This window comes from Brevibacillus sp. FSL K6-6036 (assembly GCF_037964015.1).
Lineage (GTDB): Bacteria > Bacillota > Bacilli > Brevibacillales > Brevibacillaceae > Brevibacillus > Brevibacillus borstelensis.
The window spans coordinates 2,188,483-2,211,984 of the sequence record NZ_CP150173.1 but is presented as its reverse complement, the minus strand read 5'-3'; the positions used below and the strand labels follow the sequence as shown (position 1 = coordinate 2,211,984).

21 protein-coding genes are annotated in these 23,502 nt (G+C 51.6%); all 21 read right to left on the bottom strand.

Annotated elements, in window-relative coordinates; all coding sequences use genetic code 11:
* Nucleotides 1-225: 225 nt before the first annotated feature.
* Nucleotides 226-2,292 carry a methyl-accepting chemotaxis protein gene (locus NST37_RS11045; protein WP_003387191.1) on the bottom strand — a complete coding sequence of 689 codons (2,067 nt, stop codon included), beginning with the start codon at nt 2,290-2,292 and terminating at the stop codon, nt 226-228.
* A gap of 171 nt (nt 2,293-2,463) precedes the next feature.
* Nucleotides 2,464-3,423 carry an oligopeptide/dipeptide ABC transporter ATP-binding protein gene (locus tag NST37_RS11040; protein WP_003387192.1) on the bottom strand — a complete coding sequence of 320 codons (960 nt, stop codon included), beginning with the start codon at nt 3,421-3,423 and terminating at the stop codon, nt 2,464-2,466.
* 17 nt (nt 3,424-3,440) lie between these two features.
* Nucleotides 3,441-4,439, bottom strand: coding sequence for an ABC transporter ATP-binding protein (locus NST37_RS11035; protein WP_003387193.1), 999 nt, complete (start codon nt 4,437-4,439; stop codon nt 3,441-3,443).
* A 14-nt stretch (nt 4,440-4,453) separates the two neighbouring features.
* A complete protein-coding gene (locus tag NST37_RS11030) occupies nt 4,454-5,368 on the bottom strand; it encodes an ABC transporter permease (protein ID WP_003387194.1) in 915 nt (304 codons plus the stop codon).
* 6 nt (nt 5,369-5,374) lie between these two features.
* Nucleotides 5,375-6,307 (bottom strand): ABC transporter permease, encoded by a 933-nt coding sequence (locus NST37_RS11025; protein ID WP_003387195.1) that lies wholly within the window; start codon nt 6,305-6,307, stop codon nt 5,375-5,377.
* A 254-nt stretch (nt 6,308-6,561) separates the two neighbouring features.
* Complete coding sequence (locus NST37_RS11020; protein WP_003387196.1) at nt 6,562-8,220, bottom strand: peptide ABC transporter substrate-binding protein; 1,659 nt, start codon at nt 8,218-8,220, stop codon at nt 6,562-6,564.
* A 124-nt stretch (nt 8,221-8,344) separates the two neighbouring features.
* On the bottom strand, nt 8,345-8,812 hold the full coding sequence (locus NST37_RS11015; protein WP_003387197.1) for an Lrp/AsnC family transcriptional regulator: 468 nt from the start codon (nt 8,810-8,812) through the stop codon (nt 8,345-8,347).
* 434 nt (nt 8,813-9,246) lie between these two features.
* Nucleotides 9,247-10,554 carry a pyrimidine-nucleoside phosphorylase gene (locus tag NST37_RS11010; protein WP_243014076.1) on the bottom strand — a complete coding sequence of 436 codons (1,308 nt, stop codon included), beginning with the start codon at nt 10,552-10,554 and terminating at the stop codon, nt 9,247-9,249.
* 93 nt (nt 10,555-10,647) lie between these two features.
* Complete coding sequence (locus NST37_RS11005; protein WP_003387199.1) at nt 10,648-11,457, bottom strand: purine-nucleoside phosphorylase; 810 nt, start codon at nt 11,455-11,457, stop codon at nt 10,648-10,650.
* Between the two features lie 52 nt (nt 11,458-11,509).
* Nucleotides 11,510-12,685 (bottom strand): phosphopentomutase, encoded by a 1,176-nt coding sequence (gene deoB, locus NST37_RS11000; protein WP_024984925.1) that lies wholly within the window; start codon nt 12,683-12,685, stop codon nt 11,510-11,512.
* Between the two features lie 86 nt (nt 12,686-12,771).
* Nucleotides 12,772-13,659 (bottom strand): site-specific tyrosine recombinase XerD, encoded by an 888-nt coding sequence (gene xerD, locus NST37_RS10995; RefSeq protein ID WP_003387201.1) that lies wholly within the window; start codon nt 13,657-13,659, stop codon nt 12,772-12,774.
* 87 nt (nt 13,660-13,746) lie between these two features.
* Nucleotides 13,747-13,986: a DUF4227 family protein gene (locus NST37_RS10990; protein WP_031931821.1), complete on the bottom strand. Its 240-nt coding sequence runs from the start codon at nt 13,984-13,986 to the stop codon at nt 13,747-13,749.
* A 68-nt stretch (nt 13,987-14,054) separates the two neighbouring features.
* Entirely contained in the window at nt 14,055-15,185 is a 1,131-nt protein-coding gene (gene ald, locus NST37_RS10985) for an alanine dehydrogenase (RefSeq protein ID WP_003387206.1), read from the bottom strand.
* Nucleotides 15,186-15,302: 117 nt separating this feature from the next.
* Nucleotides 15,303-15,767, bottom strand: coding sequence for a Fur family transcriptional regulator (locus tag NST37_RS10980; protein ID WP_003387207.1), 465 nt, complete (start codon nt 15,765-15,767; stop codon nt 15,303-15,305).
* A 91-nt stretch (nt 15,768-15,858) separates the two neighbouring features.
* Nucleotides 15,859-16,488 carry a stage II sporulation protein M gene (gene spoIIM, locus NST37_RS10975; RefSeq protein WP_003387209.1) on the bottom strand — a complete coding sequence of 210 codons (630 nt, stop codon included), beginning with the start codon at nt 16,486-16,488 and terminating at the stop codon, nt 15,859-15,861.
* Nucleotides 16,489-16,545: 57 nt separating this feature from the next.
* Nucleotides 16,546-17,754, bottom strand: a complete 1,209-nt coding sequence (locus tag NST37_RS10970; RefSeq protein WP_172921088.1) for an endonuclease Q family protein — start codon at nt 17,752-17,754, stop codon at nt 16,546-16,548.
* Entirely contained in the window at nt 17,741-18,298 is a 558-nt protein-coding gene (locus NST37_RS10965) for an NUDIX hydrolase (RefSeq protein ID WP_003387212.1), read from the bottom strand. The genes NST37_RS10970 and NST37_RS10965 overlap by 14 nt, the downstream gene beginning before the upstream one ends.
* Before the next feature lie 166 nt (nt 18,299-18,464).
* Nucleotides 18,465-19,652 carry a DUF3866 family protein gene (locus tag NST37_RS10960; RefSeq protein ID WP_039070845.1) on the bottom strand — a complete coding sequence of 396 codons (1,188 nt, stop codon included), beginning with the start codon at nt 19,650-19,652 and terminating at the stop codon, nt 18,465-18,467.
* Between the two features lie 170 nt (nt 19,653-19,822).
* Nucleotides 19,823-20,944 (bottom strand): M20/M25/M40 family metallo-hydrolase, encoded by a 1,122-nt coding sequence (locus tag NST37_RS10955; protein WP_085974950.1) that lies wholly within the window; start codon nt 20,942-20,944, stop codon nt 19,823-19,825.
* Nucleotides 20,945-21,092: 148 nt separating this feature from the next.
* Nucleotides 21,093-22,649: a carboxyl transferase domain-containing protein gene (locus NST37_RS10950; RefSeq protein WP_024984920.1), complete on the bottom strand. Its 1,557-nt coding sequence runs from the start codon at nt 22,647-22,649 to the stop codon at nt 21,093-21,095.
* Nucleotides 22,642-23,493: a methylmalonyl-CoA epimerase gene (gene mce / locus NST37_RS10945; protein WP_031931818.1), complete on the bottom strand. Its 852-nt coding sequence runs from the start codon at nt 23,491-23,493 to the stop codon at nt 22,642-22,644. The genes NST37_RS10950 and mce overlap by 8 nt, the downstream gene beginning before the upstream one ends.
* Nucleotides 23,494-23,502: the final 9 nt, after the last annotated feature.

The window sequence follows — 23,502 nt, the reverse complement described above, 5'->3', positions numbered from 1 at the left end:
TCTCACCAAACAGAAAGGAAAATATTCACAGAAAAAAACGGGGTTTTCGCACTCTGAAAAATATGATTGAGAGAAAATCGTGCCGAACCGGGGCAGCTACTTCTCAAAAACAAAACTGCCTTTGTTCGATTAAAAGCTGCCTTGTTAGATTAAAACTGCCTCCGTAAGCAGCAAAAAAACTCCCTCCGAATTGACAACAGAGGGAGTTTCACGTGTTTTACCCATCTAGATCTTAAACTTGCTTACATTTTCCGACAAATCATCCGCAAGCTTTTTCAATTCTTCTACATTTTCACTGATTCGCGCAATGGACTGCAGCTGTTCGTCGACAGTCGCCACAACGCCGCTCAGTGATTGATTGATTTCATCCGATACTTCGGAAAGACGCTGCATCGAGCTTGTGACAACCTGATTGCCTGCTGCCATCTCCTCAGAAGCGGCAGACATGGATTCGCTCTGCTCTGCAGCAGATTGAATATCGGATACGATATGCTGGAAGGCCGTACCTACGGTCTCGACGGACTGGAGACCGGTGCTGACCATGGCGACGATCTCATCCATATGCTTGCTCATATCCATGGCTTCGTCGTTGATCGAGTGCGCGATCGACGCGATCCGCTCAGAAAAGGAGCTGCTCTCCTCTGCCAATTTCCTCACTTCGGTGGCGACAACAGAGAAGCCTCTGCCGGCCTCGCCCGCTCTCGCAGCTTCAATTGCCGCATTTAAGGCAAGCAGGTTCGTCTGGGAGGCGATGCTGCTGATCATCTCGACAATGCTTGTGATCTGTCTGGCCCGCTCTCGCAATCCATGCATTTGCTGGGCCGTACGCTCTACTTCACCATTTGCTTGTCTGACGGTAGAGATGACGTTTTCGACCAGCTTCATGCCGTCCTGGGCTCGCTCAAAAGTGCGACTCGTCGCCCTGGTCGTCGATTCTGCCGCAATCGCCACCTGCTCGACGCCTTGGGAAATTTCTGAAACGGTCGTGGCAGCGGAAAGCACCTCTTTTGTCTGCTGCGAAACTCTCTCGGAAATCGAAGAGATATTCTCCGTAATAAAATGAATGGAGCCGGTGTTTTCCTGAGCCGATTGATTCAGCTCTTCCGCCGCGATGTTCAGGCGATTCGCTTGTCCCTGGACAAGGGATACGAGCTTTCTGAGCTCGCCCGCCATTTCGTTCATCTTGTGCCCGACCATGGCAATCTCGTCTTTTCCTTTTACCTGCACCTGCACGTCAAAACGGCCGGACCCGATTTTCTCCATGTCTTGCGCGATCGCCAGGAGCGATTTGCGAATCCGCTGTGCAAACCACCAGATGGAAAAGGCGGCCACAGCGATGATGGGAATACTGATCAGCCCGAATGTAATTCCCATGCCATTCAACTCGCCGTAAACCTCCGAGGAAGCTGTCGTCAGGACAAGCGCCCAGCCCAGCGAGGCGATGGGAGCGACGGCTGCAAACGAATCCACGCCATCCGCTTCATATTCCAGACTCTGGCTTGTGCCGTTTTGCACCAATGCAAGCAATTCTGTATAATCCCCATTTTCTGCCAGCGACAGCTTGTTGTTTTGCGCCGAGTCCTTGTGGGCAACGACCAACCCATCCTTGCGAACGACATACGCATAGCCGTTTTGCATGAATGGAATTTCTTCTGCCTTTTTTACGATTGGGTCGATCTGAAAACCAACCACGAGAAGGCGGGAGGTGTCTTTATTCTTCTCCCCTACCGGAGTAGCCAAGTAAATGAAGCTTCTTTCCGCCCCAAGTACGACTTCCTCATCAGAAAAAACAGGTCCCCCAGAAGAGAGCGCATTTTGCACATATTGCTTCTGCTTGAAGTCGATCTCATTTTTGCCGGTCAACGAATACAACGATTTGCCTGTGCCGGGATCAACCAAATATATTTTTGAGACCTCTTTATGGCTTTGACGCAAGAGCCGGAACTGCTCCATAATGAGCGGCTCCAGATCCGTGGTCATGACCCTTTTGGCCGCTGTCTCCAGAGACGAGCTTTTCAGGTCATCGATCCAGTCTTCCATGCTTTCGGCATACTGCTCCGCCAGCATTTTCGCCTGGTTGGAAGTAATGTCAATCAACGTGCTTTTGGAAAAAGAAAGTGCTATGTATTGCAATGCACCAATGATCACGATAACAAGAATAATTCCAAAGGTAATCATTTTTTTGGCCATGGAACCCTGCAGTTGCTTGTTGAGACTGCCAACCACGTCAGCCAGCTTTTGCGGTGCTGACAGATTTTTTGGGCGAAAACGCGGCAATCGGAATATCCGCATGGTAACTACCCCCTTCTCTCTTTTGACGTCCTGAATACTCAGATGGAAAAATGAAAAGAGGCCCCGGACGCAAAGAATGGGGCGATTCCCCCATCCATTCGCGGAGGCCACAGTATCTCGCATGATGGAAAGACAGGATTCCCCATATGGTGGAAATCCTGTCGCTGTAATCTAGTTGTACAAATGGCAGGCAGCGAAATGACCAGGCTCTACTTCTTTCCATACGGGCTCAGCTGCAGCACATTCGGGCATTGCTTTCGGGCAACGCGTGCGGAAGTGGCAACCGCTCGGAGGATTCATCGGACTTGGAACATCGCCTTGCAGAACGATGCGCTCACGCTGGCGCTCTACCTCTGGATCAGGAATCGGGATAGCAGACAGAAGCGCTTGTGTATATGGGTGAAGCGGCTTTTCATACAGCTTGTCACTCTCTGCAAGCTCTACCATTTTTCCGAGGTACATAACTGCTACACGGTCGGAAATGTATTTAACCATCGACAAATCGTGGGCAATAAACATGTAGGTAAGGCCCATTTTTTCCTGCAGCTGCTCCAGGAGGTTTACGACCTGCGCTTGTACGGAAACGTCGAGGGCAGAGATCGGTTCGTCACAAACGATGAACTTGGGCTCTACCGCCAGTGCACGGGCAATACCAATCCGCTGGCGTTGACCACCGGAAAACTCATGCGGAAAGCGGTTCATATGCTCCGGGTTCAAGCTGACCAGCGAAAGCAGCTCCTGGATACGCTCTTTGCGCTTTTGTCCGGCGGCAAGACCGTGGATATCCAGAGCTTCTCCGATAATATCCCCGACTGTCATCCGCGGGTTCAAGGAAGCATACGGGTCCTGGAAGATCATCTGCATGTTGCGGCGCATGGCTTTCATCTCTTGGTTGTTCAGCTTCATGATGCTTTTGCCTTCAAACAAGACGTCCCCTGCGGTAGCATCATACAAGCGGAGAATGGTCCGCCCGGCTGTCGATTTTCCGCAGCCGGACTCCCCTACCACACCGAGAGTTTCCCCACGCTTGATCTCGAACGAAATGTCGTTCACGGCTTTCAACGTATTGTCGCCGATTTTGAAGAATTTTTTCAGGTTGCGAACTTCTAACAATGTATCACGATTATCCACTTGTCTTCTCCCCCCTCTTACGATCCTGCGCGATTCTGTGCCAACGGGTGCTGGAGCCAGCAAGCAGCCCGCTGTGTCGAGCTAATGTCATTCAATTCAGGATCGTACTCCTGGCAGACGCGCATCGCTGATTCACAACGCGCGGTAAAGCCGCATCCAACCGGCGGACGAAGCAGATCCGGCGGCGTACCAAAGATCGGAGTGAGCGGTTCGTCGCGGTTCAGGTCCAGTCGAGGTACCGAGCGCAGCAGGCCTTTTGTGTAAGGGTGCTGCGGGTTGTAGAAGATATCGTCTACGGTACCGGTCTCGATTACCTTGCCTGCGTACATAACGATGACGCGATCGCACATTTCAGCCACGACGCCAAGGTCATGCGTAATCAGGATAATCGACGTATTCATTTTCTTTTGCAGCTCTTTCATCAGATCCAGAATTTGCGCCTGAATCGTCACGTCGAGCGCTGTTGTCGGCTCGTCAGCGATCAGAAGCTGCGGAGAGCAAGCCAGCGCGATCGCAATCATCGCACGCTGGCGCATCCCGCCGGAGAATTCGTGCGGATATTGATCGACACGTTTTTCCGGTTGCGGAATTCCTACCAACGTCAGCAGTTCGATGGCACGATTGCGGGCATCGGAACGCGACATGTTCTGGTGCTTGATCAAACCCTCCATGATCTGGTTGCCGATCGTTAAAGTCGGGTTCAATGAAGTCATCGGGTCCTGGAAAATCATCCCGATATCTTTACCGCGGATAGATTCCATTTCCTTGTTTGATTTATTGACAAGGTTGACTCCGTTAAAGAGAATTTCGCCTTTTTTGATCTCGCCTGGCGGCATCGGGATAAGCTTCATCAAGGTTTGGGCGGTTACAGACTTGCCGCAGCCGGACTCCCCTACGATCGCAACAGCTTCTCCGCGCTTCACGTGAAAATTGACGCCGCGTACAGCTTTGACTTCCCCCGCATAGGTATGGAAGGAGACGTGCAGGTCTTTTACTTCGAGAATGCGTTCTTCCATGACTGTGATCCCTCCTATTTCCGCAAGCGTGGGTCTACGGCGTCACGCAGACCGTCGCCAAGCAAGTTAAATGCCAACATCGTTATCGAGATGAACAGAGCCGGGAACATCAAGCGCCACGGGTAGTATTTCATCGCCGACAAACCTTCGTTGGACATCGTTCCCCAAGATGCTACCGGAGCGGATACCCCAAGACCGATAAAGGAGAGGAACGACTCGGCAAAAATGGCAGATGGAACAGTCAAGCTGAGCGTTACGATGATCGGACCCAAAGCGTTCGGGATCAAGTGTTTGAAGATCAGACGGTTGTTGTCAGCACCGAGAGAGCGGGCTGCCAATACAAACTCCTGCGCTTTCAACTGGAGAATCTGACCGCGGACGATCCGCGCCATCCCAATCCAGCCCGTTATCGTTAAGGCGATAATAATCGTCCCGACCCCGGGCTCTAAGACGACCATGAGCAAAATAACCACCAGAAGATAAGGAATCGCATACAGAATATCGGCAATACGCATCATGATTTCATCGACTTTACCGCCGTAGAAACCAGCAAGACCGCCCCAAATTACGCCGATGATCAGGTCGATAAACGCTGCGGCGAAGCCTACTTCCAAAGAAATGCGTGCCCCGTACCATACGCGGACGAAGACGTCGCGACCCAGGTCATCGGTACCAAACCAGTGTTCAGCAGAAGGTTTTTTGTTCTTACCTGCCAAATCAGTCGTAAAATAGTCATTGGAGCTAAGGATCGGAATCAGGATCGCACAAGCGACCAAAATCAAGATAAAGACAAGGGACGCCATCGCTACCTTGTTCATTTTCAATCGGCGCCATACGTCCGCCCAGAAGGAAAGGCTCGGGCGCTTAATGGATTCTGCCTGGCGAAGGTCGACAGAAATCGGCTCAAAATGCTCTTTCGTCAGTTGCATGTATCATTACTCCCTTCCTGCATCGCTTAGCTTGATCCGCGGGTCAACCAGCGTATAAGCGATATCAACCAGCAAAATTCCTACAACCAGAATGATCGCATAGAACACCGTGGTCCCCATAATAACGGTGTAGTCACGGTTTGTAATCGAGATAACGAACTCGCGACCCAAACCAGGGATACCGAAGATTCGCTCGATTACGAATGCACCGGTGAGGATGTTTGCAAGCAGCGGCCCGAGATAAGTAATAACAGGCAGAAGAGCGTTGCGAATAGCGTGTTTGACAGTAATCGTCACTGTATTCAAGCCTTTGGCTTTAGCCGTTTTGATGTAGTCTTGCCCGAGAACCTCCAGCATGTTGGAACGAGTCAGACGGGCGATGAAAGCGATCGGCATCGCGGCGAGAGCCAAGGAAGGCAGTACGGTATATTCAAAACCTTCCCACTTTGCAATGGGAAAGATGCCCCATTTGATTGCAAAGAAATATTGATAAAATGATGCCAAAATAAATCCAGGGACGGACAGGCCGAGAACGGCGATAAGCATGGCTGAGTAGTCCTGCCATTTATTGTGCTTGAGCGCTGCGACAACGCCTAGCGTGATCCCTCCGAAGATCGCGAGCAGCAAGGCCTGTGCTCCTAAATGGGCGGATACGGGGAAGCCCCGGCTGATCATGTCATTTACTGTGGAAGACTTCTCAACAAAGGATGGGCCCAAATCCCACGTAATGACACCCTTCAGATAGTCCAGATACTGCTCGTGGAGCGGCAGGTTCAATTTGTACTTTGCTTCCAGAGCTGCCTTGATTTCATCTGGTACGTTCTTTTCGGAAGTGAATGGACCGCCCGGCACCGCTTTCATAATGAAGAAGGTGGCCGTTACGATCAAGAAAAGCGAAAGAATCATGAAGATGATACGCTTACCAAGATAACGGATCAACAAACTTACCCCCTTACAATTTTTTTGCTTTCACGTCCCATCTTTACACTGCAGCATTCTGGATCCAGTGCAAAAATCGACTGTGTAAATAATTCCCCGTTGTTCGAATCTCTTGCGGATTTCTCTCTCTTTTTCTGTTGGCTATGCGCCATCTTTATATATATCGGAACGGTCGGCATAAGATAAGGTATATGGACGACCATATACCCTATCTCTGCAAACCGATTTCCTTTATGCCAATGCGGAAAACAAAATTACTCTACCGAAGCCCATTTCCAGTCGACATCGCCCAGACCGCCGATAACGACGCCTTTGACGTTTTCCTTTTGCACCCAGGAGTTTGTATAGAAGTAGATCGGCATGATCGGCATTTCATCCATGAGGATTTGCTCCGCTTCTGCCAGAATCTTCTTGCGTGCTTCCGGATCGCTTTCCGTGTTGGATTTGATCAACAGTTCCTTGTACTTTGGATGCTCCCAACGCGTGTCGTTGTTTCCGCCATCCTTGTCTCTGTACAGCTCGAGGAAGTTGATAGGGTCGTTAAAGTCACCCAGCCATCCCATACGGCCAACCTGGAAGTTTCCTTGGTGCATGTCTTCGAGGTAGACTTTCCATTCTTTGTTTTCCAGCTTCACTTCTACGCCGAGATTTTTCTTCCACTGGTCTTGAATCGCCGCAGCGATTTTTTGGTGGGCCTCAGACGTATTGTAGGACAGGGTGATTGGCGGAAGCTTGGAAATGCCGAGCTCCTTCATGCCTTCTTCCAACAGCTTTTTCGCTGTTTCAACATCATTGTCCTTGAAGTAGCCATCAGGTTTCAGCGCCATGGACGGCGGGACTGCACCTGTGGCAGGAATTTGGCCAGTTTGCAGGATATTGTCAATCAGGGACTGACGATCGATAGCATACGCGAACGCCTTGCGAATTTTCACATTATTAAACGGCGGTTTTTCTACGTTGAATTTATACCAGTACGTACCCGCGATTGGCTGAGTCGTAATTTTGTTCTGCTCTTTCAGAGCCGGGATGGCATCCGTCGGCAATGCGCTTGTCGGAGCACCAGCCCAATCGATTTCGCCGTTTTCAAACATGGACAGCTCGGTGTTCTCGTCTTCTACCATGGCAAACTCGATGCGATCAAGTTTTACAGAATCTTTGTCCCAGTAATTTTCGTTTTTGACGAGCACTAGCTTGCTCTTATGCTCCCAGCTCTCCATCTTGAAGGGACCGTTGCCCAAGTGAGTCTTTGCTTCCCCTGCCCACTTCGGATTGGATTCAAGGAGGGCTTTGTTAACAGGGAAATAGGTTGGGAATGCAGTCAGCTCCAGGAAGAATGGAGTCGGGTTTTCCAGTTTTACTTCCAATGTTTTGTCGTCAAGTGCTTTCACACCGACTTCGTCGCGGCTTGCTTTGCCTTTGTTGTAGGCTTCACCATTCTTTACATAGTATAGCTGATAAGCGTAGTTGGATGCCGTATTTGGATCCAAAGCGCGTTTCCATGCGTATTCGAAGTCATGTGCCGTCAACGGTTCACCGTTTGCCCATTTGGTATCACGCAGCTTGAACGTATACGTCAACATGTCCTCGGAAAGCTCGTAGCTTTCAGCCACAGACGGCTGCGGCTTGTTATCCGGACCGATGCGGGTGAGACCGTCAAAGGTAGCGCGGATAATCGCGGCAGATGTCGTATCTTCGGAGAGTCCCGGATCTGCCGTTGGTGGTTCCGAATGGAGATTCAGTTTCAGCACTTGTGGCTTTTTCTCCGCAGGCGCCGCTGCTGGCTGTTGGGTCTGGCCTGTGTTCTCAGCCGGCTTCTGTTCTGTGGTAGTAGCCTGTTGGCCTCCACCGCAACCAGCCAATGCTGTACCGAGAACGGCAACGGAACTGACAAGAGCAAATACGCTTTTTTTCAACGCAATAACCCCCAATGTCATTGTCTTTTTTGTCTGTTTCTTTTTTTGTATGTTTTCAGAAAATTAGGAAAGAAAAAAACCGTTTTTTCCCCTCTTTGTTACCGGCGCTTACCAACCCCTTTCCTTATATGGCCACATCTTCATCACGAACGAACGAGAAGGAATCTTTATATTGTTTTAGCTCCAGCGACACATCCGCCGCCAGAATTCCTTCACATTGTGAGAGACGTTCGTTGACAAAGGTGATCAATTCTTCATTATTATGGAAACACGCTTGAATGATCAAGTCGTGCTTGCCGCTGAATGCACCTACAAAGCGTACCTCCGGAAATTTGCTCAGTTCCTCAGCGACGCTGTTTTGCAGCCCGAGCTTGGTGGTCAATCCGATGATCGCCTGTACATGTAAGCCCAGCTTTTCTGGGTCAGGGTGAATAACAAACTGAAACACTCCATCTTGTAACAGGCGTGTAATCCGTGAACGGATGGTCCCTTCGCTCAAGCCAAGTTGATGAGCAATATCGGTGTATGCTCGTCTGCCGTCTTCTTGTAAAATTTGCAAGATCTGCATATCAACATGGTCTAGCTTTTTCATAAATACGATTTTTTAAGAACCTCCATTGGTTTTTTACGAAATTCGCAAAAATCTTTTACAATTTGCCTGTCACTTTAAACATAATCCGAAATGATAGCGGTGTCAACGAAATTTGACAAGTAGAATTATAAAAAATTATAAAGTGAATCCGAACAATAAATAATTTTTTAACATTTCACACTTACTATCTTTTACTCTATTGAACCGCAATTCAGTTGATTAATCAATAAAAATTTATCGAGAAAGACGTATTTTTTATCGAATGCTAGCATATTTATTTCCGAACGATGCCTTTTTTCGAGGCCTGCTCTTCGAAATGCGCATAAACCAGTGTCTTCACTCGATTTTCCAAAGTTTGGGAAAGCGTTTTCAGCAAATCTCCTGGAGAACAAACGCCGGACATTTCGTCCGACGTTATTTGTTTTACAGGAAACCTATTCGGTTATGATTTTGTAAATTAATGGTTGATCGATCAATGACTCGCTATCATAAGTATATGCGCCTTTCAACTCTTCTACCGCTTGCTTGAGCAATTTCTCGTCATTGGCATGTACGGTAGCCAGTACATCGCCCTTGCGCACTTGATCGCCCCGCTTCTTGGCCAGCACGATGCCGACAGCCAGATCAATCGGCATTTCCTTGGTCAGTCTGCCCGCCCCCAACACTACCGACGCATGCCCGACTGTCTCCGCATCAATTGCAGAGATATAACCGTCCTGGCTCGCTTTCACCTCGGCTGTCAAAGACGCCTTGGGCAGTCGGTCAGGGTTGTATACATCCTCTTTGTTACCACCCTGGGCCTCGATCATCTGGGCGAGCTTTTCCACGGCTTTCCCGCTGTCCATAATCTCTTCCAGGCGCTTTCGGCCCTCTTCGACGTCTGCCACGAGCTCGCCGAGTACGAGCATATGCGCTCCGATCGCAAGCGCCAGCTCGGTCAAATCCTTCGGTCCTCTTCCAGCGAGTGTGTCAATCGCTTCTTTGACCTCTAATGCGTTGCCCACAGCAAAGCCGAGAGGTTGATTCATATCACTGATGACTGCGACCGTCCTTCTTCCTACCTGCGTGCCGATTTGGACCATGGCTGATGCAAGCGTTTCCGCCTGTTCCAGCGTCTTCATGAAAGCGCCTTTGCCGACCTTTACGTCCAGCAGGATCGCATCGGCCCCGGCCGCTATTTTTTTGGACATGATGGAGCTCGCGATCAGCGGAACCGCTTCTACCGTTGCGGTCACGTCCCGCAAGGCATATAGCTTCTTGTCTGCCGGGGTCAGATTCCCCGATTGGCCGATCACCGATACGCCGATTTCCCGTACTTGCTGCAAAAATTGTTCTCTCGTCCGTTCCACCTGGAAGCCGGCAAACGACTCCAGCTTGTCAATCGTCCCTCCGGAGTGCCCCAGGCCTCGTCCTGACATTTTGGCAACGGGAATCCCGGCCGCGGCAACGAGAGGAGCCACAACAAGCGTCGTTTTATCACCAACGCCGCCTGTACTGTGCTTGTCAACTTTGATTCCTTTCAGAGAGGACAAATCAAGCTGCTCGCCCGAACCCGCCATAGCCAGCGTCAGGTCGCCCGTTTCACGCGGAGTCATGCCGCGCAGCAGGACTGCCATCGCCCAAGCGGACATCTGATAATCCGGAATGCTTCCGTCTGTATAACCGCTAACCAGGAATTGAATTTCCTCGCTGGAAAGCTCCAGGCCATCTCTTTTTTTCGCAATGATATCGACCATGCGCATGATTATTCACCTCGTAGACAGTCTTTCCCCAAGCCCAGGGAGCAACAGGAAAGAAGGGTATGAAGCATGAACATACCCTCCTTTCCACCGCTCTTACAGCTTTGCGACAATGCCGTTAACCAGCGACAGGAACTGCGCTTTCACTTTTTCCGTCGTTTCCATGACTTCCTCGTGAGACAGCGGTTGCTCCAGAATTCCGGCAGCCATGTTGCTGATGCAGGAGATGCCGAGAACGTTCATTTTCATGTGTTTCGCCACAATCACTTCCGGTACTGTCGACATTCCGACCGCATCTCCGCCGAGAATGCGCAGCATGCGGATTTCTGCCGGAGTCTCGTAGGATGGGCCGAGCAGTCCGACATAGACCCCTTCCTGAAGCTCGATGCCTTGCTCGGCAGCTACCTCTTTTGCCAATCCGCGCAGCGCCTTCGAATACGCCTCTGACATATCCGGGAAGCGCGCTCCCAATTGCTCGTCGTTTGGTCCGATGAGCGGGTTGCGGAACGTCATATTGATATGATCGGCAATCAGCATCAGGTTTCCGGGCTGGTAGTTTTCATTAATGCCCCCTGCGGCATTCGTAACAATAATCGTTTCAACACCGAGCATTTTCATGACGCGGATCGGGAAGACGACCGCATCAAGCCCGTGTCCCTCGTAGTAATGGAAGCGGCCCTGCATCGCGACCACTTGTTTGCCCTGCAGCTTGCCGATGACAAGCTGGCCTTTGTGTCCGACGACGGTAGAAACCGTGAAGCCAGGAATCTCATGATACGGAATGATCACCGGATTTTCGATCTCGTCTGCCAGTACGCCCAGACCAGACCCGAGAACAAGCCCAATGGTAGGCTTCTCGCTCAGCTTTGGTTCGATGTAGCGGATTGCGTCTTGATATGTTGTCATCTGTCAAACTCCTCTCATACTATCGAAATGATTGCGTATTGCATGCCCGCATTTACAGTTTGGAAAGAAAGCTTTCCCCAATGGCTGGCGGCTGGACGCCAAAATTGTCCGCGATGGTTGCGCCGATGTCGGCAAATGTGCTGCGAATGCCCAAATGGCTGCCTGCGGCTATCCCTTTGTGGTAAACGAGCAGCGGAACGTATTCGCGCGTATGGTCGGTTCCGTGATGAACCGGATCATTTCCGTGATCGGCAGTGATGATCAGCAGATCTTCCTCACTCAGGGAAGAGATAAGCTCAGGGATGCGTGCGTCAAATTCCATCAGCGCCTTGCCATACCCTTCCGGATCGCGGCGATGTCCGAATTTCGCATCGAAGTCGACCAGGTTTACGAAGCTGAGGCCGGTAAACGACTCTTTCATCGTACCCAGCAATTGATCGACCCCATCCATATTGTCCTTGGTCCGAATCGCTTTCGTAACCCCTTCATCTGCGTAAATATCACTGATTTTACCGATCGCAATAGAAGCCAGTCCCGCATCCTGGAGCCGGTTCATCACTGTCGGCGCGAACGGCTTAACGGAGTAATCATGCCGATTGGCTGTACGGACAAAGGAGCCGGGCTGGCCTACGAACGGGCGGGCGATGACGCGGGTGACGGCAAACTCGTCACGCAAAGTCAGCTCCCGGGCAACCTGACAGATGCGATACAATTCTTCCAGCGGGACCACTTCCTCGTGGGCTGCCACCTGGAACACACTGTCCGCAGAAGTGTAGACAATGACGTTGCCAGTCCGCATATGCTCTTCGCCCAGCTCATCGAGAATGTCTGTGCCGGAAGCGACCTTGTTGCCCAGCACCTTGCGTCCGATCCTCTCTTCGAACTCGTGGATCAGCTCGGTCGGAAAACCATCCGGGTATGTGCGGAACGGTGTGGATACGTGCAGACCCATAATTTCCCAATGCCCTGTCGTTGTGTCCTTTCCGATAGAAACTTCATTCATTTTCCCATAATGGGCTTTTGGCTGCTGCGCAGCAGGGACATTGGCCAAAGGAGCGATATTCCCCAGGCCCAGTGCTTGCAAATGCGGAAGAGCAAAGCCTTCTACTCGTTCGGCAATATGGCCGAGCGTATGGGCACCCTCGTCTTGAAAACGGGGGGCGTCAGGCAATTCGCCGATCCCGACGCTGTCCATCACAATCAAGAAAACACGAGAAAAACGTGGCAAAAAAACCGCCTCCTACAAGTAAGTATGAAGAATGCACCCAGGTGTAAGGATAGTCGTCAGACGTCTGACGAGGAAAAAAAGAGAGACTATGCTCTCGGGTGGGTTTTTGCGTAAATATCCTTAATCCGGGTTCTGGTCACGTGCGTGTAAATCTGGGTCGTAGAAATGTCTGCATGGCCGAGCATTTCCTGCACGGAACGGAGATCTGCACCGTTCTCGAGCAGATGCGTGGCAAAGGAATGGCGCAGGGTATGCGGAGTAATTTCTGCTCTGACATTTGCTTTTTGCGCATATCGCTTAATAATTTTCCAAAAGCCCTGCCTGGTAATCTGCTTGCCCACATGGTTCAGGAACAGCGCAGTCTCCCCCTGCTCTTTTACAAGCCGGGGCCGCCCTGCCTGCAAATAATGCCGTACCATTTGAATGGCGACCGAACCGAGCGGGATGATGCGTTCCTTTGACCCTTTGCCCATGCATTTGACAAACCCCATCTCCAGATTCACATCCAAGACGCTGAGATTCACCAATTCCGACACGCGGATGCCTGTCGCGTACAGAAGCTCCAGCATCGCTTTGTCGCGTAGACCTGCGGGATGATTCATGGGCGGGCTGTCGAGCAGACGCTCCACCTCTTCCACCGATAATACCTTGGGCAGCCTTTTTTCAATTTTGGGCGTTTCCAAATGAATCGACGGGTCTTTGTCGATAAACTTGTCGCGTACGAGAAATTGATAAAAGGCCCGTATCGAAGCCATATTACGGGAAAGTGTCGCCGTAGCCCTGCCTTTTTCCTGCAAACTCATCAAATACCCGATGATCTGTGTCCGGGTAGAGTCTTCTATCCGGGTGATTCCCTGCTCCCGCAGATAGTTGGTATAGGCAACCATATCCCGTTGATATGATTCCAGTGTATTTGGTGAAAGCCCCTTTTCGACGGAAAGAAAATGGATAAAATGATCAATCAGCATGTCCATGAAGTTGTCCCCTTCAGGTGAAAAGTATCTCGTATTGCTTTCCACACGAAAAGGAAAAGTCCTCTTTTTTGGAGGAAAAATGCCCCTCTATTCCCCTGTCAGATAGAACAGCTGCAGCCTCGCCATATATCCGTCCAAATCCTTTGGAGCAGATGTATTGACGAGCTTCACGACTTTTACCGCATTGCCGTTTGGCTCCCGGTATTGGTTCTCGGACCACAGTTTATCGGTAAGCAGAGAGATAATCCCGTACGAAATCAATGTGCAGGTGACAAACAGGAGAAAAAAGCGCAAGATCTCCATGAATCGTCGAACCGGTATTCGCATGTGCCGACTTCCTCCCTGTTATCGTTCCTTCCATATATATGCGCCATTGAAAAATCCATTCAGCCCGCTTATGTGGGAAGGTCTTGGAGGACGTCGTCAAGCGGTACAAAGGGAACGTTCAAGGATCTGGCTACTGCTTCATACACGACGTGGCCGTTGAGCACATTGACCCCGCGAGCGAGCGCCCGGCTTTGGGCGATAGCAGTGCGGTACCCTTTGTTGGCAATCATCAGCCCGTAGGGAATGGTGACATTGGTCAAGGCGATGGTTGAGGTGCGGGGAACCGCTCCAGGCATGTTGGCAACCGCATAATGGACGACTCCATGCTTTACGTATGTCGGATCGCTGTGGGTCGTAATCCGGTCGATTGTCTCGATCGATCCCCCCTGGTCAATCGCCACATCCACGATGACGGAACCGGGAGCCATCGATTTTACCATTTCCTCCGTGACCAGTTTGGGAGCCCTTGCTCCCGGAATCAGGACCGCACCGATCAAAAGGTCCGCTGATTGTACAGCCTCGGCAATATTGTAGTGATTGGACATGAGCGTATGCAGACGCCCCCGGAACAGGTCATCCAGCTCACGCAGCCTGCCTGCATGAATATCAAGCAGCGTTACCCTTGCCCCCATTCCGACAGCCATTCTGGCCGCATTCGTCCCGACAATGCCGCCACCGACAATGACTACGTGCGCCGGCGGAACACCTGGCACCCCTCCCAAAAGGATGCCCTTTCCGCCGTGAGGCTTCTCCAAAAATTGGGCGCCGATCTGTACAGACATCCGTCCTGCCACCTCGCTCATCGGCATGAGCAGCGGCAGCGACCCGTCATCGGTCTGGATCGTTTCATAAGCGATCGCCACCACTTTTTTGGCGCACAGCTCTGCTGTCAGCTCTCTTTCCGGTGCGAGATGCAAATATGTAAACAGGATCAGATTTTCCCGAAAATATGCGTATTCCTCCGGCAACGGTTCCTTTACCTTGCAGATCATGTCTGCATGCTGCCAAACTTCCCTGGCGCTGCTGAAGATTTCCGCACCGGCCGCGAGATAGTCCTCATCAAAAAAGCCAGAGCCCGCTCCAGCCAGTGTCTCCACGAGTACCCGATGTCCCGCCTGCCTGTAGGCGCTTACGCCTGCCGGGGTCAATCCTACCCTGTTTTCGTTGTTCTTCAGCTCTTTTGGGACTCCAATAATCACGCTTTTGCCGCCTCCTTCACTTGGCATTCACTTTCCTTATGATGCCTCCCGAAGTGAATCTCTAACAGCCAAAAGCGTCAAAACAAGAAAAACTTCTCCTTTTGAAAGAGAAGTTTTTTACTTGAAGTCCTCCACGTTGACCTTGTCGATACAGCGGCTGCAAATGCCGTAGAATGACAGGCGGTGATCGGTAATATAAAAGTTGTAAACATTCTTTACCTTTTCTTCTGCGGATACAAGGAGGTCCTCAAAAATTTCATCTACCGAGCCACAGTTGTTGCAGATCAAGTGATGATGGTGATACTCAGAATTATCGTCACGCAGGTCGTACCTGGCGACTCCGTCTCCAAAGTTCATCTTGTGGATGATCTTCAACTCACTCAGCAATTCCAGCGTACGATAGACCGTAGCCAAGCCTATTTCAGGGGCTTTTTCTTTCACGAGCAGATAGACGTCTTCCGCACTCAGATGATCTTCCTCGTTCTCCAGCAACACGCGAACAGTGGCTTCACGTTGTGGCGTCAGTTTATAGTTTTGGGAATGAAGTTGCTGCTTGATCTTCTCTAACTTTTCTTCCAACATGCTTGCCCCTCCCCGCTCACATGAAACCTGCTCCTATTATAGTAGAGGGGCATCCTAGAAGTCAAATACATAAGTTCTTACTTGAGAATAATTATTGATTGAGCACGATCTGCATCAGCTTCGGCGAAACAAAGGTTTCAAACATCGCCGCAATCGTCAGAACCGCCAGCATCGCAAGCACGAGCAAGGAATACCCCATGAAATGAGGCATGATCACATCTCGTTTGGATAACAGCCTCGTTCTGATCAACCTGAGTGAAAAAGAAATCCCGCTTACTCCCACGATCATCAAGGCCGGAACAACCAACAGATTTTGCGGCAATACGCCCATCAGCGCAAAGGTGACTCCTTGCCATTGCAGCTGGTTGACGAGAAAACCGACCGTAAAGCCGATGACTACGCCTTTTAAAAACAGAAGGAGCAAAATCATCGGCAGGCCGATTATGGACAACCCCAGCACCCACATGATCCCGACTGTTTTTGCATAGTAGCCGAACGACTGCTGAAAATGCATGTTCGGTTCGGGAATGCCCTTTTCCCCGATACTGCTGAAAAAAAACTGGAGAAATCCGAACAGCTCTTGCCTTTGCGCGAGCGGCAGTGAATTGACGATAACCGCGCCAAAAATAATTCCCATCGTAAACAGAACGATCGTAAACCAGTAGAGTGATTGGTGCTCTTTCGCATATACGTGGATTGTTTGTCCAATTCGCGACCGCACAGCAGCTCGCCTCCCGCTTCGCTGATTCTTATACAGCTTATGCGGACGGGCTGTCGCCTATGACTTGTCCTCGCGCAAAGGGAGGATCTTGCCATACGTGCCGGCCCCACCTGCTTTTACCACCAGCCGCCCCTCTCTGGCCAAAACGATCAGCTCTGCAATACGGTCTCCTGTAATGCTCGCGAGCTCCTCCTGCCTTGTCCGATGCAAGATGGACATTTCCGTTCCAAAGCGGTCATAGAGTTTTTCCCGCAGCTTCGGACCTACTCCAGGGATAAACTCCAGCGGGACCTGCTCTATATACGGCGGCCGAAACGGAGGATGCACTCCTGCAGGCGCATCTGCCAGTTGGGCGATCCGGTCGTATACACCTCGAACCACACGCTTGAATCCGCATTGCGGACAGCGTCCCTGCTCGTTCGCCGGCTGTGTCGATTGGCACGATTGACAGGCAGTCTGATGGTACTTCCCGAGCTGGGGATGAAGGCCATAGTTTACGCTGACCCCGCGCCCTTCTTCCCTGCGCAGCGCCTTCACCCATTCCAGGAACGAGCGTTCACCCAGTGCAATGGATTGGTACTCCCTGCCGATTTTCGCCAAGGAATGTGCATCGGAATTGGTCAAAAACGTCTTTTCATGCAGCTCCAGCAAGCGATCCGCCATTTCCGAATTGGCGCTAAGCCCCAATTCCACCGCATAAATCAGGCTCGGATCCATCAATTCAGCCAGCGAATCCGTACAGCTTCCGTATAAGCCTTTATGCGGGGTGAAAATATGTGCGGGAACAACGACTCCGCCCCAATCGGCAATCACCTGCTGCAGCTCCCGCAATGTCGTACGAATGCGCTGCGAGCTGAGCTGCACATTTTTGCAGCGCTGGGAAAGCCATTTCGTAAACAGCCTCATCCTTGCCAGATCGGGCAGATAGCAGAGAAAATGCGCTTCTCCTCTGGCTGTCTCCTTGATCTCCACCTCACAGCCTAGGATCAGCATGGTCTGTTTGTACAGCACGCCTCCATCCTTGTGCTCTGCTGCATGTCCTTGGTCGATGAGATGCTGGAGCTCCTCCTGCACCTCCGGCGAATGGGCGTCGATAATCCCGATCATGTCCATGCCTTTTCGCTCCGACGCCTCTTCCAGGATTCTCGTCAAAGTCATTTGCCGCGAAGCCGTGATTTTGACGGGCTTTCCGGTCCATGTCCCCCCGACGTGGATATGCATGTCACAAAAAAACTCCGGCAGCGCGCTCTGCTTATTTTTTGCCATGCAACAACCGATTTTCCCACGCGAACAATGCCGCTACTGTTTTTGCATCCCGAATCTCCCCGAGTCGATGAAGCTCGTGGGCCTCTTCCAATGTAAGCTCCAAAACCTCTACAAACTCGTCTTCATCGGGTTGACTCTCTCCCTTTGTCAGTCCGGTTGCCAGGTAGAGGTGGAGAATTTCATTGGCAAACCCTGGAGAGGTGTAAAAAGAACTGAGAAGGGTATAATCTTTGGCCTGGTACCCCGTCTCCTCCTGCAATTCGCGCTTGGCACATGCAAGCGGCTCCTCGCCGGGCTCAAGCTTTCCAGCAGGAAGCTCGACGATCACTTGCTCCAGCGGCTTGCGGAACTGGCGGACCGCTACCAATTTTCCTTCATCGGTCAAAGCCATAACGGCAACGGCCCCCTGATGGGTGACAATCTCCCGCTTCGCTGTATGGCCGTTGGGCAGCAGCACTTCATCCACTTTCAACGTAATGACCTTGCCTTCATAAATCGTCTGGCTGGAAATCGTTTTCTCGTACAAATGCTGTGTATCCTTCATCGGTTCATCACCCTTTGCGTTTGGCTGGTTCTAAACAGGAATGTCTCTCCATATGCTTTGAGCAAGACACTTGTCCAATCCATATTGTATAGGAGGAGAGAGAGGATGAAAACCTATGTGGACGAAAAGCAGATTCGGATGGTAGGAAAAGCGTGGGAAATTCGCGCTACACTCCGCTCCTGGTCAAAAAAAGACCTAACCTTGCAAGAATATCTCGCCCGACGCAGCAATTCGTCGCGTCGCTAATGCTGTCTTTTATGTAGGGAATGCTCTTTGCCGCAAGCACCCCGGCCAAAGCAGCTGTCTGAAACGGTGCCGGGTCTTGCCGCCAGCCTCGGCCCATCGTGGAAAAGTGCAGGTCATACATGCGCTCCAGCTCATCCAATTCTTCCTCTGCTGGTGCGGCTGCACGCAGGACAAGATGGTCTGTCTGTTGGCAGATGCCGTCCATTTGCCTCGCGATACGGCTATCGCGTTCGTCATCCCATACGGGGACGGGTACGATGGCTGGACGAAGCGCAAACCTTTTCAGCACCGTAATCGTGTGATGGCTTACGCCCAGATGCCGCTCCCTAGGGTCGGAAAAACTGATGCGCGGTATAAAAAACGGGACGCCTCCAAGCAGGCTGACAGCATGCGTTACTTCAGCCAACTGCATTCCTGAAAAGCCGAATGTAGTGGCCGTCCCTGCCACACCGGGCCCCAAGATGCATAGAATGATGTCAGCTTGTGCTACGTGACGGGCAGCTAATAAACCGTTGTGAATCGAAACGGTTTCCAAATCTCCGCCCCACGCATGTCCGGTCGTGACCGTGCTGCCAAGCAGCCCTTTCCGCTTTAAATGGTCTGCCTGTTGGCTCAAGCCGATTGGCAATGATGCCGCATCGGGCATGACATAGACAGCTCTCAGGTCTGAGTCGGTTTGTTTGATTGCTGACGCCACTGCCGGCAGCAGACTGTGAAGCTCTCCGATCAATACAGGGGTCCCCTCCAATGAGACCTGTTCATTGTTGAACAGCGCGTGATAGGGGCTATGCTGCTCTTCCACGCTATCCACAGCTAATTGCCACGGAGCATACCGCATTTTCATGACGTGGCCCCACGTGCTCGGATATACATCGACCGGATTTTTCTCTGCCGATTTTCCTACTACAATATGATACCCTCCCGTACCCAATTGGAGTCGAATGGCTGTCGTATTTATCAGGAGCTCCTCGCCTTCCTCGTAATGCTCCTGCGAGTATGAAATAGCGTGTTCGGTTTGGCTGGTTTCAGGCAAAAAAACCTCCAGAACCTGCATGCCTTGTCTTTTGAGCAGAACCTGCTTCACAACCCCCGATTCCAGGCGAAGCACTGCACATCCCCCCGCTTTCGCCAGCTTCCTTGATCAAAACACCAATTCGGCAAAGACCAGTACCTTTTTGATAAATTATGGGAATCAGGCAAAAAAAAGAACCAGGTCTCCCCATGGAAGACCCGGCACTTCGCGTTGTGCTTCTTCATTTTAATTGTATCGTTTTCGCTTTACTCAAGAACTTCTGCAATAACCGCCAACACGAGTTCGGACGCTTTGTTGAGCTCAGCAATCGGCATCCGCTCGTTCTTGGTATGGATGTCTTCGTAGCCGATCGCAAAGTTTACGCTCGGGATGTTGTAGCCGTTAAAGACGTTGCCGTCGCTGCCGCCACCGCTCGATACCAGCTCGGGATTGCGGCCGATGCGCTTCACTGCGCCAATCGCTTTTTGAACAACAGGCGTTTCTTCATTAAACTTGTAGCCGTGATACATAAAAATGACATCGTTTTCGCACTTCCCGCCCATTTCCGCAGCTGCCTCTTCAAAAGCGGTAGTCATGCTTTTTACCTGCGCCTCCAGCTTATCCATTACAAGGCTGCGCGCTTCCGACCATACCTCTACATAGTCCGTCACGATGTTGTATGCCTTGCCGCCTTCAAATCGGCCGATATTGGCCGTCGTATCGGCGTCAATGCGACCCAGGGACATGCGGGAAATGGCTTTGCTGGCAATCGTGATCGCACTGATTCCGTCTTCCGGATTTACCCCTGCGTGAGCGGCTTTTCCGTGAATTTTGGTCACGATACGATACTGTCCAGCCCCTGCTACCGTAATCGCTCCGACCGGACCTTCCGAATCGAGGATGAAGCCCATCTCGGCCTTCAGCAGGCTGGAATCCATGGCGCGTGAACCGACGAGACCGGATTCTTCACCGACAGTCAGGACAACCTGGATAGTCGGATGCGGCAGATTTTTTTCCTTCAGTGTCCGAATCGCTTCAAAAATCGCTGCGATCCCGGCTTTGTCGTCCGCACCCAAAATCGTAGTCCCGTCGGAGTAGACGTAGCCGTCACGAACTTGCGGTTTGACGCCGTTGCCTGGAACGACCGTATCCATGTGGCTGCTGAACAGAATAGCCGGACCTTTGGCATTTCCCTCCAGCGTGGCAATGAGGTTGTTTCCGCCGTGGCCCGTCTTGGCCGCTGCGTCGTCTTCCTCAACGGTGAAGCCCATTTCAATCAGCTTGTCCTTCAGCACTTTGTTGATTTGCGCTTCGTTTTTGGTTTCACTGTCGATTTGAACGAGCTCCAAAAACTCGTTTAGCAATCGCTCCTGGTTGATCACGACAATTCCTCCCGAATAAAGCCCCCGCAGGGCCAATACGGCAACCCGCGGGGCTTGTCTAATGAAAATGCCAGATGATAGCATTGTCTACCTGTTACAAGTATACAGCAAAAAAATTTTTTCTACCATGTCGTGCCAGCCTTTTTCTGCTTGTTTACAGGGGGATATTTCCGTGTTTCTTGGAAGGACGGCGCTCTTCTTTGTTTCTCAGCATTTCCAGCGACCGTTTTAAATATTTGCGGGTTTCCCGCGGATCGATCACGTCATCCACCATTCCGTTTTCTGCTGCCACATACGGATTGGCAAAGCGCTCGCGATACTCGGCAATCTTGGCCTGGCGGGTAGCCACCGGATCAGCGCTCTGTTCGATGTCGCGGGCAAAGATCACGTTGGCCGCTCCTTCCGGGCCCATGACCGCGATCTCGGCATTCGGCCAGGCATAGACGACGTCTGCACCGATGGCCTTGGAATTGAGGGCCACGTAAGCACCGCCGTACGCTTTTCGCGTAATGACACTGATTTTCGGCACTGTCGCCTCGGAGTAAGCAAACAATATTTTTGCACCATGCCTGATGATCCCGCCGTGTTCCTGGTTAATGCCGGGGAAAAAGCCGGTCACATCGACGAATGTAATCAACGGAATGTTGTAGCAGTCACATGTCCGGATAAACCGTGCCAGCTTGTCGGATGAGTCGATATCCAAACCGCCTGCCATCACCTTTGGCTGGTTGGCGATCAGCCCCACGCTTTGTCCGTCGATACGCCCAAAGCCGACCACGATATTGCGGGCGAAATCCGGCTGTACTTCTAAAAACTCTCCATGATCCACAATCTTTTCCAGCACTTTTTTTACGTCATACACCTTGGTGCCCGCTACCGGGACCAGGTCGATCAGCTCTTCCAGCCAGTCCCCCTCATCCCCGCTATATGCTTTTACCGGCGGTTCTTCCCGGTAATTTTGCGGCAGGAAGCTCAGCAGGTTGCGCACTTGCAGCAACACCTCTTCTTCTGTTGCGGCGGTAAAATGCGCGTTTCCACTGATGGCAGAGTGGACAGAAGCGCCGCCCAGATCTTCGCTGGATATTTTTTCGCCCGTTACCGTTTCAATGACTTTCGGTCCCGTAATAAACATCTGTGACGTCTTTTCCACCATAAAAACGAAATCGGTAATCGCCGGGGAATAGACTGCCCCGCCCGCGCAAGGTCCCAGAATGACGGAGATTTGCGGAATCACGCCTGAATAGATCGAGTTCCGGTAGAAGATATGCCCGTAACCGTCGAGGGAGACGACCCCCTCCTGAATCCGCGCCCCGCCTGAGTCGTTAAGACCAATGACAGGTGCGCCGTTTTTGGCCGCGAGATCCATAATGTTGGCGATTTTTTTGGCATGCATTTCCCCAAGCGCTCCACCAAAAACCGTAAAGTCCTGGGCGAACAGATAGACGAGCCGGCCGTTGATTTTGCCGTAGCCTGTCACTACCCCTTCGCCTGGAGCGTCGAGTTTGTCCATCCCGAAGTTGGTCGCCCGGTGTTTGACAAATGGCTGCAGCTCGACAAACGTGTCCGGATCGAGCAGAAGCGAGATACGCTCCCGTGCCGTCAGCTTGCCGCGATTGTGCTGGGCAGCGATGCGCTCGTCTCCGCCGCCCATCTCGACTTTCCGTTTTCGCTCGTACATCTCGTCGATTTTTTCGAACATCGCTTCACTCATCGTTGCCTTCCTCCTTACCTGCAGATGTATCCGGATACTCACACAATTCGAACAGAACTCCGCCAGCCGCCTTTGGATGGATAAAGGCGATTTGCGCGCCATGCGCTCCCGGCTTGGGCACTTCATTTATAAGCGGAATGCCGTTTGCCTGCAAATGGTGCAGACGCTCCGCCACGTTCTCGACATCAAAGGCGATATGGTGAATGCCTTCGCCGCGCTTGTCAATAAATTTGGCGATCGGACTGTCCGCACTCATCGGCTCCAACAGTTCGATCCGGCTTTCTCCGACCCCGAGGAAAGCGACACGAACCTGCTCGCTCTCCACCGCTTCTGTCCCGAGCAGGTTAAGCCCAAGCTGCTCGGTGTAAAATGGCAGAGCCTTATCGAGATTTTTCACAGCTATGCCGATATGGGCAATCTTTTTCGGGGCTTTTTGAAAGGTCAACTGCTTTCTTTTCACATGGGCACGGATAAAGTCAGCGGTCACACTGGTAGGCGTGCCTGGCGTGAAAACTTCCGCTACTCCGTGTTCTTTCAAGTAGGGGATATCTTCCTGTGGAATTACGCCTCCCCCAACGACCAAGATGTCATCCGCTCCCTGTTCCCTGAGCAGACGGACAACCTCTGGAAAGAGCTCATTGTGAGCCCCTGAAAGACAGGAGAGTCCCACGCAATCGACATCCTCCTGTATCGCAGATGCGGCGATCTGGGCCGGTGTCTGACGGAGCCCCGTGTACACTACTTCCATCCCTTCGTCGCGAAGGGCCTGCGCCACTACCAATGCACCCCGATCGTGTCCGTCGAGCCCTGGTTTGGCAACCAGTACGCGAATCCTCTGTTCCATCAATAGCTC